The organism is Winogradskyella sp., assembly GCF_003712105.1.
GTDB lineage: Bacteria > Bacteroidota > Bacteroidia > Flavobacteriales > Flavobacteriaceae > Winogradskyella.
Genome location: NZ_RHLG01000002.1, coordinates 626,270 through 644,064 on the forward strand (window position 1 = coordinate 626,270; position 17,795 = coordinate 644,064).

Consider the following 17,795-nt stretch of genomic DNA (forward strand, 5'->3'; position numbering starts at 1 on the left):
TCATTAAAATTATAATGAAGCGTATCAAAAGAGTATTAAAAATAATAGGAAAAATAGCAGCAATATTAGTGCTGCTTTTTGTTATTCTGGTACTCATACTATCTATTCCTTCTGTGCAAACCAGATTAGGTAAGTACGCGACAAAAAAAATTAATGAAGATTATAAAACCAATATCAATATTGGAAAAGTCGGGTTGCAATTTAATGGCGATGTAGAGCTCAAGGAAATCTTGATAAAAGATTATAAGTTAGATACGCTGATAGCAATAAATGAGCTTAACACATCTATAATTAGTCTAAGTAACTTATATAATAACAAACTGACTTTTGGAGATATAGATATTGAGGATTTGTATTTTAATCTTAAAACTTACGAAGGTGAAACAGATACAAACCTTGATGTTTTTGTAGAACGTTTTGAGGATGATAATCCCAGACAAGGACCAAGTAGTTTTTTAATGTCATCAAGTGATGTTTCCGTATATAATGGTGTGTTTTTACTAAGTGATGAGAATAGAGAAAACCCTGAAGTTCTTAATTTCTCCAAGCTTAATATTAACGCTACTGATTTTGTAATAAGCGGACCTGAAGTTCGTACTCGCATCAACACATTAGGGTTTGTAGATAGTCGCGGTGTAAGACTGGAAAATCTTTCAACAAATTTTGAATATACTCTTGATCACATGATGTTTAATCAACTAAACATTAAAACCAAAGCTTCAAATTTATTGGGCGAGCTTCGTTTTGATTATAATAGAGAAGACTTCAAAGAGTTTACAGATAAAGTTGAACTTACTGCGAGCTTTAAAGATTCGTATGTTCAGTTAAGTGAATTAAATTCATTTTATAACGAATTTGGAACGAACCAACGCGCAAGCCTTAATGCAAACTTTTCGGGAACATTAAATGACTTACAAGTTTCAAACTTAAATGTCAGTACATCCAGAAATACCAAAATTATAGGTGATATTAATTTTAAAAACATTTTTAATAATTCTGAGGAAAACTTTGTTTTAGATGGCCGGTATCGTAATCTTTCTTCAAACTATAGGGACTTAGTTGCATTGTTGCCAAATGTACTTGGTAAATCTATTCCAACCATATTCGAAAAAGTTGGAAATTTTAGACTTACTGGTTCCTCAACAATAACTAATGAATTGATCAATGCCGATTTAGATATTAATACAGAATTAGGTAAGGCAAAAACCAATTTAAAACTAACAAATATTGATGATATTGACAATGCAGATTATATTGGTAATGTTATACTTGAAGACTTTAATATTGGCGTTTTAGTCAATGACCCATTGGTTGAAAACACATCGCTTAACCTTGACGTCGAAGGGACAAGCTTTAAACTCGATGATATTGATACAAACATAAAAGGTGAAGTATCGTATTTAGATTACAACAACTATCGGTATACTGGAATACTAGTTTCTGGAGATATTGGTAAGCACATATTTAACGGAAAACTAAATGCTAAAGACCCAAATTTAATATTAGATTTTAATGGGCTTGCAGACATGTCACAAGAAATAAGAAAGTTTGACTTTAAAGCAAATGTTACATACGCCAATTTAAAAGTATTGAACTTCGTAGATCGCGATTCTTTATCAGAGTTTAGAGGACTTGTAGATATGGCTGTTACTGGATCAACATATGACAATCTTCGAGGAAGAATAGATGTAAAAAACACAAGTTATAAAAACCAAGATAAATTATATTCTTTCAAGGATTTTGATATTGTATCTAGCTTTAATAATGATATAAGAACCATTAAAATAAATTCTCCAGATATAATTAACGGTAAGATTACAGGAAAGTTTAAGATTGAAGAAATATTAAAGCTCACCGAAAACTCTTTAGGCAGTATTTATACAAATTATAGCCCACATGAAATATCTGACAATCAATTCTTGAATTTTGATTTTAAGATATATAATCAAATCGCAGCAGTATTTGATAAGGATTTAAGTTTAGCACAAAATACTAATGTAAAGGGCAGAATAGAGACTGATGAAAAAGGATTTGAACTTGAATTTAGCTCCCCAAAAATTTCGTTCAGAGATTATGTAGCCACTCGTATTAATTTAGAAGTAGATAATAGCAACCCTGTTTATAATACATTTTTAGAGGTCAAGCAATTAGAATCTGATTTTTATAGTATTACGGATTTTGATTTAATTAATGTCACAAAAAGAGATACGCTATTTGTAAAGTCAGAATTTAAAGGTGGAGAAAACCAAGTCGATGACTACAATATCAATCTTTACTACACCATAAATGAAGATAATAATTCGGTTCTAGGATTTCAGAAATCAGACTTTAAATTCAAAGGATTTGATTGGTTTATAAATTACAATAAGAACAATCTTAATAAGATTACATTCGACAAGACACTAACTAATTTTAAAATTGACGATATTCTTATAAATCAAGGTCAAGAAGAAATGTTACTTTCGGGTGTGTTAAGAGATTCTACTCATAAGAATATAAATTTAGATTTCAAGAATGTTTATCTAGAAAAAATTACACCTACCATAGATAGTTTAGCGCTTTCAGGACGTGTTAATGGTAAACTCGCTTTACTACAAAACGATGGCATATATCTACCTAAGTCCGATATTACGATAGAGCAATTTAATGTTAACCAATATAATTTGGGTAACCTACGAGCTTTAGTTGAAGGCGACAACTCACTTACCAAATATAACCTTGATATTAATTTGCAAAATGGAAGTGTTAAAACTCTCGATGTTGATGGCTATGTTGATGTAAATACAACACGACCAAATATCAATGTTGATGTAGGTTTTGACGACTTTTTAATTGATCCTTTAAACCCTTTAGGTGAAGGAGTTATTAGTAATATTCGAGGGTTAGTTTCAGGTAATGCTAAAGTTACTGGAAATTTGAACAAACCTAGTATTGATGGAGAATTGCTGTTAGATAAGGCAGGTTTAGGCATCCCATATCTTAATGTAGATTATAGTTTCGATTTTGATTCGAGAGTAACTCTGCAAAAGCAACAATTTATATTTAATAATGTTGCTATGACAGATTCTCGATATTTCTCAAGAGGGTTTTTAAATGGTTTCATAGAACATAATAATTTTAGTGATTGGCAATTAGGTCTGGATTTGTCAACTGATCGACTCTTAGTTTTAGATACAGAAGAGTCTGAAGATGAATTGTATTACGGTACAGGTTTTGTTTCAGGTGAAGCTAATATTACTGGATATACCGATAACCTTACAATTTATGTAGATGGGAAAACCGAAGACGGTACAGTATTTAATATTCCGTTAAACGATGCAGAAAGTTTTGGTGACAACTCTTATATAAAATTTTTAAGCCCAGATGAACGCGTTAAACGCGCAAAAGGTGAAGTAGTAACTCAGACAGAAATAAAAGGATTAAACCTTGAATTTAATCTTAATGTAGAACCAAATGCAGAGATTGAGATTGTTATAGATAAAGATTCTGGTAGTACTATAAAAGGGCGAGGAGAAGGTATTCTGGGTATTTTTATAAATACTAATGGAAAGTTTGAAATGTATGGTGATTTCTCTGTATTTGAAGGTGTATATAATTTTAAATATCGTGGCATTGCTGAGAAAAAATTTACTGTTGAACCCGGAGGAAATATAGTTTGGTCAGGTGACCCATTGGGTGCTGAAATTAATCTTAAAGCTTTGTATTCTACCACTACTAATCCTTCTGTACTTTTGGATGCCCCAATAAATCGTTCAATTCCTGTAAACCTCGAAATTAATCTTACAGGTCAGCTTGAACGTCCTGATCCTGATTTTAGATTCGATTTTCCAAATGTAGGTTCTACTATTAAATCCGAGTTAGATTATAGATTATCTTCAAAGGAAGATCGAGATAACCAAGCTCTTTATTTGTTAGCTACTGGTGGTTTTGCAAGTGGGTTGGCAGACTTAAACATCTCTGGTACAATTTCAGAACGACTAAGCGGAATTATCGGAAGTATTTTTGGAGATGATAATGACAATTTTAAAGTTGGTGTAGATTTAGATTTAGCACAAAACAATCCAGATTTTGATACACAAAGTAGAGTAGGACTTACCCTGCAAACTAAACTATCAGATAAAGTAATTATTAATGGCAAAGTTGGTGTACCTTTCGGAAGCACAACACAAACTACTATTGTTGGTGATGTTCAAATAGATTGGTTATTAAATGACCAAGGAACATTGAGAGCAACAGTATTTAATAGAGAAAACGCAATTCAAAATTTTGGTGATCAAATCAATTTTACACAAGGTTTAGGTATAAGCTACAATGTAGAGTTTGATGATTTTAAAGAGCTAATTCAGAAAATCTTTAAAAGCCAGGATAAAAAAGATAAGCCTAAACCTAAAAAAGAAGATGCTAAAGAAGAAGAATTGATGTCTGATTTCATGAAAGTCAAAGAGAAAAACAACTAACAATTCTCTTTTTTTGTCAAAATCTCAAAAATCTAATTAATTATTTATCAACTATAACGTTTGAGATTCATCTTACTACTATTTTTTTACATTTTACTTACATTTTTATGTGTTAGGTTTTATAATTTTACCATAAATAAACCTAAATAATGCATAAAACAATTAAAAAAATAGGCGTAATGACTTCTGGTGGTGATTCACCAGGAATGAATGCCGCTATACGGTCTGTTGTTAGAACATGTGCTTATCATAATATTGAATGCTTCGGTATTTACAAAGGTTATGAAGGTTTAATTGATGGTGATTTTATTCCTTTAGATGCCCGTAGTGTAAGAGGTATAATTAATAAAGGTGGTACATTCTTAAAGTCTGCACGAAGTAAGCGCTTTAGAACTAAAGAAGGTAGAAAAGCTGCTCACGACCAACTTTTAAAAAATAATATAGACAGTCTAGTACTTATTGGTGGCGATGGAACATTCACAGGTGGTTTGGTCTTTAATCAAGAATATGGTTTTCCTGTAATGGGAATTCCTGGTACAATTGATAACGACATCAATGGTACAGATAGAACACTAGGTTATGATACTGCACTAAATACGGCAGTTGAAGCTATAGATAAAATCCGTGATACGGCACATTCTCATGACAGATTATTTTTCGTTGAGGTTATGGGACGTGATGTTGGGCATATTGCCTTAAATGCTGGTGTCGGAGCTGGTGCGGAAGAAATTCTTATCCCAGAAGAAGATATGGGAATAGATAGATTAGTAGAATCTTTAGAGCGTAGTAAAAAAAGTGGTAAATCATCAAGTATAGTTATTGTTGCTGAAGGTGATAAAATAGGTAAGAGCGTTTTCGAATTAAAGGATTACGTCGACGAAAATCTAGATGAGTACGATGTTCGAGTATCTGTTTTAGGTCATATGCAGCGTGGTGGTTCTCCTACGTGTTACGATAGAGTATTAGCGAGTAGAATGGGTGTAAAAGCTGTTGAATCCTTAATAGAAGGAAAAAGTAATTTCATGGTAGGTACTATCCATGATAAAATGGAGTTGTGCCCATTAGAAAAAGCAATTAAAGGTCATTCAAAAATAAATAAAGAATTAATCCGTGTGTCAGATATAATGACCACATAAAACAACAAAAAAGAAAGAAATGGGAAATTTAAAGTTAGGTATTAATGGTTTTGGTAGAATCGGTAGAATAGTATTCAGAGCTACTGTAAAGAGAGATGATGTTGATGTTGTAGCAATTAACGATTTACTAGATGTTAATCATTTAGCATACTTATTAAAATATGATTCTGTACACGGTCGTTTTGATGGTACTGTTGAGGTAGAAAATGGACACTTAGTAGTAGATGGTAAAACAATTAGAGTTACTGCTGAGCGTGATCCTAAAAACCTTAAATGGGATGAAGCTGGTGCTGATATCGTGGCAGAATGTACTGGTATTTTCACTACCCTCGAAACTGCACAATATCATATTGATGGTGGCGCTAAAAAAGTAGTAATATCTGCTCCAAGTAAAGATGCACCTATGTTTGTAATGGGTGTAAATGATGATGAGTTAACAGAGTCGCATACTATTGTTTCTAACGCTTCATGTACAACAAACTGTTTAGCACCTTTAGCAAAAGTTATCGAGGATAATTTCGGAATTGAGGAAGCGCTTATGACTACAATTCACGCCGCAACTTCAACTCAGTTTACTGTTGATGCACCTTCAAGAAAAAATTACAGACTTGGGCGTAGTGCTATCAATAACATAATACCTACATCAACTGGGGCTGCAAAGGCTGTTGGTAAAGTAATTCCTGAGCTTAACGGAAAGCTAACGGGAATGGCATTTAGAGTACCAACTGCTGATGTTTCAGTTGTTGATTTAACAGTGAAAACAAAAAAAGAAACATCTTTAGAAGAGATAAAAACTGCTATTAAAAAAGCATCAGAAGGTACAATGCAAGGTGTTGTTGGCTATACTGAAGATGCAGTTGTATCTCAAGATTTTGTAAGTGAAGTGCAAACTAGTGTTTTTGATGCTGAAGCATGTATAGAGCTTAACAGCACATTCTTTAAGTTAATATCTTGGTACGACAATGAGTTTGGGTACTCTAACAAATTAGTAGATTTAGCACAGAAGATTAATTCACTTTAATCTATAACTATAAGAAGATAAAAACTAAATTCCGTAGGATGATATGTAACAACAACCTGCGGAATTTTAATTTAAAACTAAATCAACATGATTTTAATTACTGACGGTGGCTCTACTAAATGTGATTGGATTGCAATAGGCAATGATGGTGAACAAGCTGCAGACAAAATAAGAACCAAAGGGCTTAACCCTGCAATTATAGAAGAGAAAAAACTGAGAAAAACTGTTCGTAAAAGTAAAGAGCTGATGGCTTTGGCGCATGATGTTACCCATGTATTTTTTTACGGAGCAGGTTGCGGAACAGAAAAACCAAGACAATTATTAAAATCTGTTTTAGAAAGCCACTTTCCTAAAGCACTCGTTGAGGTTAGAGAAGATACTTATGCGGCTGTTAGAGCATGCATTAATACTAATGATGAAGCCGCTGTGGTTTGTATTTTAGGTACAGGCTCTAACTGCAGTTACTATGACGGTAATGAACTTCACCAAAGAGTTGATAGCTTAGGTTATACATTAATGGATGATGCGAGTGGTAATTATTTTGGTAAGCAATTAATTAGAGACTATTACTTTAATAAGATGCCAGAAACGATTAGGGTGGCATTTGAGCATAAACACAATTTAGATGCAGATTTTATTAAGTATAATCTCTATAAGCAGGCCAATCCTAGTGCCTACTTAGCTGACCATGCAGAATTTATGTTTTTAAATAGAGATTCAGAATACATAAGAAACGTAATTAAAAGTGGTATACGTGTTTTTGCTGATAACATGATAATGCAGTTTGAGGAAGAATTAAAAACTGGTGTACCTGTTCATTTTGCTGGCTCCATAGCATATTTTTCAAGTAACGAAATAAAAGAAGTTGCGGAAGAATTTGGTTTTACGGTCGGTAATTTTGTAAGACGTCCAATTGATGGACTAGTAGATTATCATATAAAAAACCTATAAAATTTGCTGTAAAAAGCTGTTAATAAATCTACATTTGACTATTGTAAAACTTATATTTTGGTTTTATCTTTGTCAAAACTTTTGAAAGACAACAACTATGTTCGAATTTGATCAATATTTAGGATTTTTAGCATTTTTAACCATTTTAACCATAGGGTTCTGGTTAATGATTTTCCTTTTAACTTTTGTAATACCTTATTGGGTGTTTGGGTCTTCTATTGAACGTGTTAAAGAAATTTTAGCCGAAAGAAAAGCTAAACGAGAAGCTAACTAGAATTTAATATTTAGATATAATAGACTAAAGAGTTCCTATGGGGACTCTTTTTTTGTGCTATTATTTCGGTAATTTAGTAATCTAAATTGTTACTATGAGATTCCTTACCGTTTTACTTTTATTAATCACAACACACTTCAATGCGCAACAGATTCTTCCTGAAAGAGCCCGTGCTGAAGTAGTTGACGAAATATTAAAAGACAGATTCAACAACTTGCTTCCAAAATTGATGGATAACGCAGGTTTTGATATGTGGATTTTAATATCACGTGAATATAACGAAGACCCAGTTCTTAAAACTATGTTGCCAGCAACTTGGTTAAATGCACGCAGACGCACCATACTGGTGTTCCATAGAGATAAAGCCAATGATACAATAGAAAAATTGGCTGTAGCTAGGTATAATTTTGGAGAGAATATTATGTCCGCTTGGGATAAGGAAAAAGAACCTGATCAATGGAAACGATTAATGCAGATAATTGAAGAGCGAAAACCAAACGCGATAGGGCTCAATTATTCCGAGCACTTTAATATATGCGACGGAATTGTTAAGACTGATTACGAGGAATTTATGAATAATCTTCCAGATGTTTATGCTTCTAAAGTAAAATCTGCAGAAAAATTAGCGATAAGTTGGATAGAAACAAGAACTGAAACCGAGATGATTATATATAATCAGTTAGTGGATATTACTCACGATATTATAGCTGAGGCTTTTTCTGAAACTGTTATTACTCCTGGTATAACGACAACAACAGATGTTGAATGGTGGATGCGAGATAAGGTGACTTCTTTAGGTCTAGAAACATGGTTTCATCCTACAGTAGATGTGCAACGTACAGCTGAAAAATTAGGAAATCACTTATATGCATTTTCTAATAGACCCGAAGATATGGTAATCTTGCCCGGTGACTTATTGCATTGCGATTTTGGTATAACTTACTTAAGGTTGAATACCGATTGTCAAGAACTAGCCTATGTTTTAAAACCCAATGAAAAAGAGCCGCCTAAATTTTTACGAGATGCTTTAAAATTAGGAAATAGGGTTCAGGATATTTTTACATCAAATTTCCAAACAGGAAAAACTGGGAATACAATACTTAAAGAATCTCTTGAGCAAGGCAAGTCTGAAGATTTAAGACCTGCAATTTATACACATCCATTAGGAAGCTATGGACATTCATCAGGTACCACACTTGGTATGTGGGATTCACAAAATGGTGTACCTGTTAGAGGTGATTATCCTTTACAGGAAAATACAGTTTATGCTATTGAATTAAATACTACAGTAACACTACCAGAATGGAAGCGCGATATCCGCGTAATGCTTGAAGAAGCTGGGTTTTGGAGCGAAAACGGATTTAGATATGTCAATGGAAGACAAACAAAACTTTTAACGATTCCTAGAGTTAAAGATCATCAAGGGAACTAGTTGAGTGTTTATAGAACATATATGAAGCCACTAAACCTACTAGAGTAAATAATCCCATAACTCCAAAAGCATGTTGCAAACCAAGAGCACCTTTATTAGCATCCAAAAAATAACCCATTAGCAAACCAGCAAAAATATCTGGAGTATAGCCAACTACGGAGATAAAACCAACAGCAGTTCCTGTTACTGCTAAAGGAATTTTTGCCTCTTCTAATGTTGCAAAATAGAGCACACGAGCAGAATAAACACCTAAAGCCATTGTACCAATCGAGAGTACAAACATTAAAGTTTTAGTATCATCAATAATACCTAGATAAAAAATTAGACTTGTAACAGTCATTAATAAAAATCCTATCATAATCCAAAGTGATGCTCGAGTTCTATCAGCCAATAAACCTATAACGATACCAATAGCTGGTCGTAAATACAATAAATACGTACCAACCTTTGCAGCTTCAATTTTATTATAAAGCATTACTTCCTCCGCATATTTGCTAAAAAGATCTGTCATTTTATAACCATAGTAAGCACAAAGGATTATAATCATGAGTAGCCAAACTGCTCGATACTTCATAACTAATTTAAAGTTAGTTAAGGTCAATAATTTGGCATTATTTTCAGATTTTAACCCTTCTTTATCATGTAATCTTAAAAAGAAAAATACAATAATCCCTATTAGCAAAACGGCAATAGAGGTATACCATATCACTTGCTTAAAAGCCAATTGGCGTTCCGTCACCGATGTCAATTCAATATCTTTTGTAATGAACAAGGAAAAAATGACGACACCTGCAGAACCGAATAGAGCGGCTACCAAACCGCGTCCACCATCCAAAAAGCCGAAAGCTATGCCTTGTTTATTAGAACCACCCCAAATTCTGGTGGCTTTAATCATTGCTGCCCAGAACAAGAAAATGGTTGTAAAACCCCAAAATCCGTATAGAATACGAAGATTAAGAAGCGACGGATATGTTGACAAATAAAAGCCACCTAAAGCAGTTAGAACTAATGCTGATGACATTAATATATTAGGTTTAAATCGATCAGCCAGTGGTCCACCAAAAAGGTAGGACACTAAAGCGACAGTTCCATAAGCCGCAAAACAACCACCTAGTTCAGTATCTGAAATGGAAAACGATTCCAAAAAAGTATTTCTAAAAATACGTTGTAAAACAAAGGGCAAAATAAAAACAGCCTCTGCGGCTAATATCAATAATATTATAACGTACAGAGGCTGATTCTTAGTTGAGTTATCTGCCATATTATACTTGCAATACACCTAAATTAAAAGGCTTCTCGATTGGAGCGTGGTTTGCAGCTTCTATTCCCATGCTTATCCACTGACGTGTGTCAAGTGGATCAATAATGGCATCTGTCCAAAGACGTGCAGCGGCATAATACGGCGATACTTGTTTATCGTATCTGGATTTAATCTTATTATAAAGTTCTTCTTCTTTTTCCTTTGTAATAGTTTCACCTTTCTTTTTAAGTGAAGCTGTTTCTATTTGAAGTAAGACCTTGGCTGCCGATTTACCACTCATTACAGCCAATTCAGCACTTGGCCACGCCACAATAAGTCGTGGATCATATGCTTTACCACACATGGCGTAATTTCCGGCACCATAACTATTACCAATTACAATCGTAAATTTAGGTACAACAGAGTTACTGACTGCATTAACCATTTTTGCGCCATCTTTTATAATACCACCATGTTCGGATTTGCTTCCAACCATAAATCCAGTAACATCTTGCAAGAATACCAAGGGTATTTTCTTCTGATTACAATTGGCAATAAAACGTGTTGCCTTATCTGCTGAATCGTTATAAATTACACCTCCAAACTGCATTTCGCTAGGTTTAGTCTTAGCACCTTTAGTTTTTACTATCTGACGTTGATTTGCAACAATACCTACTGCCCAACCATCGATACGTGCATATCCTGTAATTATAGTTTGCCCATAACCAGCTTTGTATTCTTCAAATTCTGAATTATCGACCAGTCTATTAATAATCTTATTCATATCATATTGGTCAGCTCTACTTTCAGGAAGAATACCATAAATATCCTCAGGGTTATCTTTTGGTTGTTCTGCTTTTACTCTATTAAATCCTGCTTTATCGAAATCTCCTATTTTATCAACGATATTTTTAATAGTATCCAATGCGTCCTTGTCATCCTTAGCCTTATAGTCAGTGACTCCAGAGATTTCGCAATGCGTAGTCGCCCCACCAAGGGATTCATTATCTATAGTTTCGCCAATAGCAGCTTTCACTAAATAACTACCAGCTAAAAATATGCTTCCAGTTTTATCAACTATTAAGGCTTCATCGCTCATAATAGGTAAATAAGCACCACCAGCCACACAACTTCCCATAACAGCTGCAATTTGGGTAATTCCCATACTGCTCATTACCGCATTATTTCTAAAAATCCGCCCAAAATGTTCTTTATCAGGGAAAATCTCGTCCTGCATTGGTAAGAAAACACCAGCACTATCAACCAGATAAATAATTGGTAATTTGTTTTCTATAGCTATTTCTTGAGCTCTTAAGTTTTTCTTTCCTGTAATTGGAAACCAAGCTCCAGCTTTTACTGTGGCGTCATTTGCTACAACGATACATTGTTTGCCTTTGATGTATCCTATTTTTATGACAACTCCACCAGATGGACATCCGCCATAATCGTTATACATATCTTCTCCTGCAAATGCACCAATTTCGATTGATGTTGACTTTGAGTCAAGCAGATAATCAATACGTTCTCTTGCCGTCATCTTGCCTTTGCTATGGTGTTTTTCAATATTTTTTGTACCGCCACCAAGTTTTACCTTAGCTAAGCGACTTTTGAGAGTAGAGAGTAGAAGTTTATTATGATCTTCGTTTTTATTGAATTTGATATCCATGTATAAGATTATTATATGGTACGAATTTACAAAACTAATTATTCATCTCTCTTTTGATATTCTAAATGAAATGTTAAATATTAATTACATGGAAATATATTCCTTGGAAAATAAAATAATTTAATCTATATTTGTAGTATCAAAATATGAAAGACATGAAAAATATAATAGCATTTGCAGGAAGTAATAGTAGAACATCAATGAACAAGCAATTGGCAACCTACGCTGCATCATTAGTAAATAATGTTAATGTAACCGTTTTGGATTTAAATGATTTTGAATTGCCATTATATGGTATTGATTACGAAAACGAGCATGGTATACCAGATAATGCAAAACGTTTTTATGAGCTAATTACATCTACAGATGGAATAGTACTATCCTTAGCAGAACATAATGGTGCTTATGCAACTGTATTTAAAAATTTATTTGATTGGATGTCTCGCATTAATCAAAAACTCTGGAGTGACAAGCCAATGTTATTAATGGCGGCATCACCAGGAGGTAGAGGTGGTGCTACTGTATTAGATATAGCTTTAGGTCGTTTTCCATACATGGGTGGAAATATAGTTGGAAAATTTTCATTACCTTCTTTCGGGTCTAATTTTCAAGATGGTGAGATTACAGATACTGAATTAAATAGTGTATTGCTTGAACAAGTAAAGCAATTTGAAGACAGTATATAGCCATGAATATTCAACACATAGAAAATGGAGCCAAAGGTGAATTCTACTATGAAGTAGAAGGGCAAAAGTTAGGGTTAATGACCTATAATTATGCTGGGTCTGATAAGATTATTATAGACCATACTGAAGTAGATGAGTCTTTAAAAGGGCAAGGTGTAGGTTATAAATTGGTCGAAGCTTCTGTTGATTTTGCTAGAGGAAACAATTTAAAGATCATGCCACTCTGTCCATTTGCAAATGCTGTTTTTAGAAAACGCAGTGAATATCAAGATATAAGATTTTAATATGGGTGATTTAGCTAAAGATATCAATTCAAAGTTCGAAAATAATAGGGTGAAAGCATTGCTTAATATTATTTATACAGCCAATTGGATCAGTAGCATTCAAAATGAGTTTTTTAAAGGCTTTGGTATTTCACCTCAACAGTATAATATACTGAGAATATTAAGAGGTGCAGAAGAGCCCTTAAAAGTACAGACTATAAAAGATCGAATGTTAGAGCGTTCACCAAACGCTACGCGACTCATGGATAAGTTATGTGCAAAAAACTATATTGAGCGTTTAACTTCAGAGCGTGACAGACGTGTAGTTAAGATTATAATCACTAATGAAGGAAAAGAATTGTTGGACTCAATTCCAAAAAACTTTAATAGAGATTTATTAAAAAACTTAAATGAAGAAGAGGCAAGCCAATTAAGCGATTTGCTTGACAAAATGCGATAATCGTATTTTTTTAATCATTTATTTTCCATGGAAAATAAATAAAAATTAAGAAGTTATGAAACTAAATACAATAAAAAGAGTAGGAAGAAGTGATTTTGTAAATATGGGACCAATACGTTTGCGTCAGCCTATACCAACAAAAGATATTGACATGATAGATCCATTTATTCTATTACATCATTATGGGCCATACACAATTACCCCAGAACGTAATCCTTTTGATTTGGGTCCGCATCCTCATCGAGGTTTTGAACCCGTAACGTTTTTGTTTCAAGGTGAACAAATGCATAGAGATTCACTAGGTAATGAAAGTGTTGTTAAAGCTGGTGATGTACAATGGACTACTGCTGGACGAGGAATAATTCATGCTGAAGGACCACACAAAGACTTTGTGCAAAAAGGTGGAACAATTGAAGGTATTCAATTATGGTTAAATCTTCCTCAAGAGAAAAAAATGATGCAACCTAATTACCAGCATGCAAAACACGAAGATTTTAATATCATTTATTCAGAAGATAAAAAAGTTGAAACTCGAATTGTTGCTGGAGAATTACAAAGCACATACGGTAAAATTGGCACACAAACACCTGTAAATGCTTTTATTATTGATGCTAAAGCTAATGGTGTTGACGATATTGTATTCTCAAGTAAACACCAGGGATTACTTTATTTAATTAAAGGAAGAGTAACCATAAATGGCACTACGTCTTTAGAGTTAAATGAAAACCAATTGGTTGAATTCAATCAAGATGGTGATGGATTTAATATAGAAGCCGGGCAAGATAGTTTGCTATTGTTCCTTTCAGGAGAGCCTTTAAAAGAAGAAGTAGCTACTTATGGTCCGTATGTGATGAATACACAAACCGAATTGTTGGAAGCAATGCGTGATTACCAAATGGGTAAAATGGGATTTCTTCCAGCTTAATTATAAATCAATAAAATTTAAAACTATGAAAACAATACTTCACAAAGCAAATACAAGAGGTTATGCTGACCATGGTTGGTTAAAATCTCATCATACATTTAGTTTTGCAGGTTATCAAAACCCAGAACGTATGAATTTTGGAATGTTACGCGTGCTAAATGACGACGTAGTACAGCCAAAAATGGGATTTGGTACGCATCCACATCAAAATATGGAAATCATTTCTATTCCTTTAAAAGGTGCATTATCTCATAAGGATAGTATGGGGAATAAACGCGCAATTGAGGTTGGAGAAGTACAAGTAATGAGTGCTGGTACTGGTTTAACACATTCTGAGTTTAATGATAGTAAAACAGATGAAGTCAACTTTTTACAATTATGGATTATACCAGAAGAGAAAAGTGTACAACCAAATTATGAGCAACGGCAGTTTTCAGATGATGGTAAACTAAACAAGCTTCAAACTGTTGTGGCACCAAAAGATAAGTTAGAAGCTGAAGCTTTACCTATAAGTCAACAAGCTTATATTTATCGCAGTAAATTAGAAGCTAATAAATCAGTTTCTGTAGATTTAAAATCCAAAAGTAATGGTTTATATGTCTTTGTTACTGAAGGTCAAATAAATGTCTCTGATGTAACTTTAGAAAGTCGTGACGCAATAGGTGTTTCAGAGATAAATTCTTTAGAAATTAATGCAAGTAAAGACTCTGATTTAGTGATTATTGAAGTGCCAATGCGCTAGTTTAACTGCAAAATATAAAAGCATTCTTCTAAAGGTAGAATGCTTTTTAGTTTATTTCACGATATTTGCTTTAACTAACAAAATTTGAATTTAATTATGGCAATGAATAAAAATACTGTCCTTGCATGGGCAACTATTCTTATGATTATCATGGGAGTCGTACTAATATTAATGGGAGCTTACAGATATGATGATGTAGCAGGTTGGGGTTTTGCAACTGTAGGCTTTGGTTTTTTTGCGATTGCCTGGGTGTTTAATGCATTAAAAGGTCGTGTATAATGAGTGATGACAAGAAGATAATCTTTTCAATGTCTGGTGTTACAAAGACGTTTCAGTCTGCAAATACACCTGTACTTAAAAATATATACTTAAGTTTTTTCTACGGAGCCAAAATAGGTATTCTAGGCCTTAATGGTTCTGGTAAATCTACACTACTTAAAATTATTGCAGGTGTGGATAAAAACTATCAAGGTGATGTGGTTTTTTCTCAAGATTACACCGTTGGGTATTTAGAACAAGAACCGCAATTAGATGATGAAAAAACAGTCCTAGAGATTGTAAAGGAAGGTGCGGCAGAAACAGTTGCTATTTTAGATGAATATAATAGTATTAACGAGCAGTTTGGCTTAGAAGAGGTGTATAGCGATCCTGATAAGATGGAAAAACTTATGAATCGTCAAGCCGAATTACAAGACCAGATTGACGCTTCTAATGCCTGGGAATTAGATACAAAGCTAGAAATAGCAATGGATGCGCTTCGTACGCCAGACGGAGATAAAAAAATAGCAGTACTTTCTGGAGGAGAACGTAGAAGAGTAGCACTTTGTAGATTATTACTTCAAGAGCCAGATGTATTACTTTTAGATGAGCCTACAAACCATTTAGATGCAGAATCTGTTCATTGGTTAGAGCATCATTTAGCACAATATAAAGGCACTGTGATTGCTGTTACTCATGATAGATATTTCTTAGATAATGTTGCAGGTTGGATTTTAGAACTCGATAGAGGTGAAGGTATACCTTGGAAAGGAAACTATTCGTCTTGGTTAGATCAAAAATCTAAGCGTTTGGCTCAAGAGAGCAAATCTGCATCAAAACGCCAAAAAACACTTGAGCGTGAGCTAGAATGGGTTCGTCAAGGCGCAAAAGGCAGACAAACTAAGCAAAAAGCTCGTCTAAAAAATTATGACAAGTTATTAAGTCAAGACCAAAAACAATTAGACGAAAAATTAGAAATCTACATCCCTAATGGCCCACGTTTAGGTACGAATGTCATCGAAGCTGTCGGTGTGAGTAAAGGCTATGACGAGAAACTTTTATATGAGGATTTAAATTTTAACCTCCCACAAGCAGGTATTGTTGGGGTTATTGGACCTAATGGAGCAGGTAAAACTACTATTTTCAGGATGATTATGGGTGAAGAGACACCTGATAAGGGCGAGTTTAAAGTAGGAGATACTGCCAAGATTGCTTACGTCGATCAATCACATGCAAATATTGATCCTAATAAAACTATATGGCAAAATTTTAGTGATGAGCAAGAATTGATTACTATGGGTAATCGTCAAGTAAATTCTAGAGCATACTTAAGTCGCTTTAATTTTTCTGGAAGTGAGCAAAACAAAAAGGTTAACCTTTTGTCTGGTGGTGAGCGTAACCGTTTGCATTTGGCTATGACTTTAAAGGAAGAGGGTAATGTTTTACTTTTGGATGAGCCTACTAATGACCTTGATGTCAATACATTAAGAGCTTTAGAAGAAGGTTTGGAAAATTTTGCAGGCTGTGCAGTTGTAATCTCTCATGACAGATGGTTTTTAGATAGAATATGCACACATATCTTAGCTTTTGAAGGTGATTCTCAAGTGTACTTCTTTGAAGGTGGTTTTAGTGATTACGAAGAAAACAAAAAGAAGCGTTTAGGAGGTGATCTAATGCCTAAGCGCATTAAATACAAAAAACTAGTACGATAGTTTTTCAATCAAACTGATATAAAAAAAGGGAGCAATTTAATTGCTCCCTTTTTTATTAAAAGTATTGGTAATTAGTTGTCACCATATAGATGACCACCAGTAAAGTCTTTATACGAATCGTCCATATCCTTAAATGCATTCGTCTCCATTAACTTCTTGTTCTGAGCTTTCAATTTGTACATTTTAATAATGGCAATACCAATTAAAACAATAAAAATGAAGCATACAGTAAGTAAGATGATAGTAAGCTGATGCGTACTTATTGCGGAAGAACTAAGTAGGAAAATTCCTTTCATTTTTTATGAATTAGATTTGGTTACACTGCGAATATAGTAAAAATGTCGAATGTATAACTGTTTAAGAATAAATATTTTACAAATAACTTATGAACAATCCATCGATTAAGTGTTTATAAAATCTGTTAAAATGCATGTATTTATTTGATTTATAAGCTTTAAATAACTGATGTAACATTTTTATATTTTCACTTACTTATATTTTACGATATAGTTTTTATAGTCATAAAAATTACCGAAATTGCTTAACTAAAATTGTTCAACCTAAAAAATACA

At 33.6% G+C, this 17,795-nt stretch carries 16 protein-coding genes; 13 read left to right on the forward strand and 3 right to left on the reverse strand.

The window, feature by feature from the left end:
• The first annotated feature begins 14 nt into the window (after nt 1-14).
• The 6 genes from ED556_RS07445 (at nt 15) to ED556_RS07470 (ending at nt 9,271) form a co-directional block, all read left to right on the forward strand.
• Nucleotides 15-4,457, forward strand: coding sequence for a translocation/assembly module TamB domain-containing protein (locus ED556_RS07445; protein WP_296321510.1), 4,443 nt, complete (start codon nt 15-17; stop codon nt 4,455-4,457).
• 149 nt (nt 4,458-4,606) lie between these two features.
• The gene (gene pfkA, locus ED556_RS07450) at nt 4,607-5,593 is read left to right on the forward strand and encodes a 6-phosphofructokinase (protein ID WP_296321515.1); all 987 of its coding nucleotides are present in this window, start codon (nt 4,607-4,609) and stop codon (nt 5,591-5,593) included.
• Between the two features lie 19 nt (nt 5,594-5,612).
• On the forward strand, nt 5,613-6,614 hold the full coding sequence (gap, locus tag ED556_RS07455; protein WP_296321517.1) for a type I glyceraldehyde-3-phosphate dehydrogenase: 1,002 nt from the start codon (nt 5,613-5,615) through the stop codon (nt 6,612-6,614).
• 87 nt (nt 6,615-6,701) lie between these two features.
• The gene (locus tag ED556_RS07460) at nt 6,702-7,565 is read left to right on the forward strand and encodes an N-acetylglucosamine kinase (protein ID WP_296321520.1); all 864 of its coding nucleotides are present in this window, start codon (nt 6,702-6,704) and stop codon (nt 7,563-7,565) included.
• A 97-nt stretch (nt 7,566-7,662) separates the two neighbouring features.
• Entirely contained in the window at nt 7,663-7,839 is a 177-nt protein-coding gene (locus tag ED556_RS07465; protein ID WP_296321523.1) for a hypothetical protein, read from the forward strand.
• Between the two features lie 94 nt (nt 7,840-7,933).
• A complete protein-coding gene (locus ED556_RS07470) occupies nt 7,934-9,271 on the forward strand; it encodes a M24 family metallopeptidase (RefSeq protein WP_296321526.1) in 1,338 nt (445 codons plus the stop codon).
• On the opposite strand, the gene ED556_RS07475 is transcribed toward ED556_RS07470, so the two are convergent.
• Complete coding sequence (locus ED556_RS07475) at nt 9,249-10,532, reverse strand: MFS transporter (RefSeq protein WP_296321529.1); 1,284 nt, start codon at nt 10,530-10,532, stop codon at nt 9,249-9,251. The genes ED556_RS07470 and ED556_RS07475 overlap by 23 nt on opposite strands.
• Nucleotide 10,533: 1 nt before the next feature.
• Nucleotides 10,534-12,177, reverse strand: coding sequence for a carboxyl transferase domain-containing protein (locus tag ED556_RS07480; RefSeq protein ID WP_296321531.1), 1,644 nt, complete (start codon nt 12,175-12,177; stop codon nt 10,534-10,536).
• Nucleotides 12,178-12,332: 155 nt separating this feature from the next.
• Here ED556_RS07480 and ED556_RS07485 point away from each other — a divergent pair, with 155 nt between their 5' ends.
• The 7 genes from ED556_RS07485 (at nt 12,333) to ettA (ending at nt 17,223) form a co-directional block, all read left to right on the forward strand.
• Nucleotides 12,333-12,863, forward strand: a complete 531-nt coding sequence (locus ED556_RS07485) for an NAD(P)H-dependent oxidoreductase (protein WP_296321534.1) — start codon at nt 12,333-12,335, stop codon at nt 12,861-12,863.
• Nucleotides 12,864-12,865: 2 nt separating this feature from the next.
• Nucleotides 12,866-13,147 (forward strand): GNAT family N-acetyltransferase, encoded by a 282-nt coding sequence (locus tag ED556_RS07490; RefSeq protein WP_296321536.1) that lies wholly within the window; start codon nt 12,866-12,868, stop codon nt 13,145-13,147.
• Nucleotide 13,148: 1 nt separating this feature from the next.
• Entirely contained in the window at nt 13,149-13,586 is a 438-nt protein-coding gene (locus ED556_RS07495; protein WP_296321539.1) for a MarR family transcriptional regulator, read from the forward strand.
• Between the two features lie 55 nt (nt 13,587-13,641).
• Complete coding sequence (locus tag ED556_RS07500) at nt 13,642-14,511, forward strand: pirin family protein (RefSeq protein ID WP_296321541.1); 870 nt, start codon at nt 13,642-13,644, stop codon at nt 14,509-14,511.
• Nucleotides 14,512-14,536: 25 nt separating this feature from the next.
• Complete coding sequence (locus tag ED556_RS07505) at nt 14,537-15,253, forward strand: pirin family protein (RefSeq protein ID WP_296321544.1); 717 nt, start codon at nt 14,537-14,539, stop codon at nt 15,251-15,253.
• Between the two features lie 96 nt (nt 15,254-15,349).
• Nucleotides 15,350-15,532, forward strand: coding sequence for a CAL67264 family membrane protein (locus ED556_RS07510; protein ID WP_296321547.1), 183 nt, complete (start codon nt 15,350-15,352; stop codon nt 15,530-15,532).
• Nucleotides 15,532-17,223, forward strand: coding sequence for an energy-dependent translational throttle protein EttA (gene ettA, locus ED556_RS07515; RefSeq protein ID WP_296321550.1), 1,692 nt, complete (start codon nt 15,532-15,534; stop codon nt 17,221-17,223). Before ED556_RS07510 ends, ettA begins: the two co-directional genes overlap by 1 nt.
• Nucleotides 17,224-17,294: 71 nt before the next feature.
• Here the strand turns inward: ettA and ED556_RS07520 are convergent, their stop codons facing one another.
• Nucleotides 17,295-17,519: a hypothetical protein gene (locus ED556_RS07520; protein ID WP_296321552.1), complete on the reverse strand. Its 225-nt coding sequence runs from the start codon at nt 17,517-17,519 to the stop codon at nt 17,295-17,297.
• Between the last annotated feature and the right edge of the window lie 276 nt (nt 17,520-17,795).

What these genes read in the sequence shown, in the direction of transcription:
- ED556_RS07460 (WP_296321520.1), top strand. Translation starts at nt 6,702, where the DNA reads ATGATTTTAATTACTGACGGTGGCTCTACTAAATGTGATTGGATTGCA.
- ED556_RS07465 (WP_296321523.1), top strand. Translation starts at nt 7,663, where the DNA reads ATGTTCGAATTTGATCAATATTTAGGATTTTTAGCATTTTTAACCATT.
- gap (WP_296321517.1), top strand. Translation starts at nt 5,613, where the DNA reads ATGGGAAATTTAAAGTTAGGTATTAATGGTTTTGGTAGAATCGGTAGA.
- ED556_RS07510 (WP_296321547.1), top strand. Translation starts at nt 15,350, where the DNA reads ATGGCAATGAATAAAAATACTGTCCTTGCATGGGCAACTATTCTTATG.
- ED556_RS07485 (WP_296321534.1), top strand. Translation starts at nt 12,333, where the DNA reads ATGAAAAATATAATAGCATTTGCAGGAAGTAATAGTAGAACATCAATG.
- ED556_RS07490 (WP_296321536.1), top strand. Translation starts at nt 12,866, where the DNA reads ATGAATATTCAACACATAGAAAATGGAGCCAAAGGTGAATTCTACTAT.
- ED556_RS07475 (WP_296321529.1), bottom strand. Translation starts at nt 10,532, where the DNA reads ATGGCAGATAACTCAACTAAGAATCAGCCTCTGTACGTTATAATATTA.
- ED556_RS07500 (WP_296321541.1), top strand. Translation starts at nt 13,642, where the DNA reads ATGAAACTAAATACAATAAAAAGAGTAGGAAGAAGTGATTTTGTAAAT.
- ED556_RS07445 (WP_296321510.1), top strand. Translation starts at nt 15, where the DNA reads ATGAAGCGTATCAAAAGAGTATTAAAAATAATAGGAAAAATAGCAGCA.
- ED556_RS07480 (WP_296321531.1), bottom strand. Translation starts at nt 12,177, where the DNA reads ATGGATATCAAATTCAATAAAAACGAAGATCATAATAAACTTCTACTC.
- pfkA (WP_296321515.1), top strand. Translation starts at nt 4,607, where the DNA reads ATGCATAAAACAATTAAAAAAATAGGCGTAATGACTTCTGGTGGTGAT.
- ED556_RS07495 (WP_296321539.1), top strand. Translation starts at nt 13,149, where the DNA reads ATGGGTGATTTAGCTAAAGATATCAATTCAAAGTTCGAAAATAATAGG.
- ED556_RS07470 (WP_296321526.1), top strand. Translation starts at nt 7,934, where the DNA reads ATGAGATTCCTTACCGTTTTACTTTTATTAATCACAACACACTTCAAT.
- ED556_RS07505 (WP_296321544.1), top strand. Translation starts at nt 14,537, where the DNA reads ATGAAAACAATACTTCACAAAGCAAATACAAGAGGTTATGCTGACCAT.
- ED556_RS07520 (WP_296321552.1), bottom strand. Translation starts at nt 17,519, where the DNA reads ATGAAAGGAATTTTCCTACTTAGTTCTTCCGCAATAAGTACGCATCAG.
- ettA (WP_296321550.1), top strand. Translation starts at nt 15,532, where the DNA reads ATGAGTGATGACAAGAAGATAATCTTTTCAATGTCTGGTGTTACAAAG.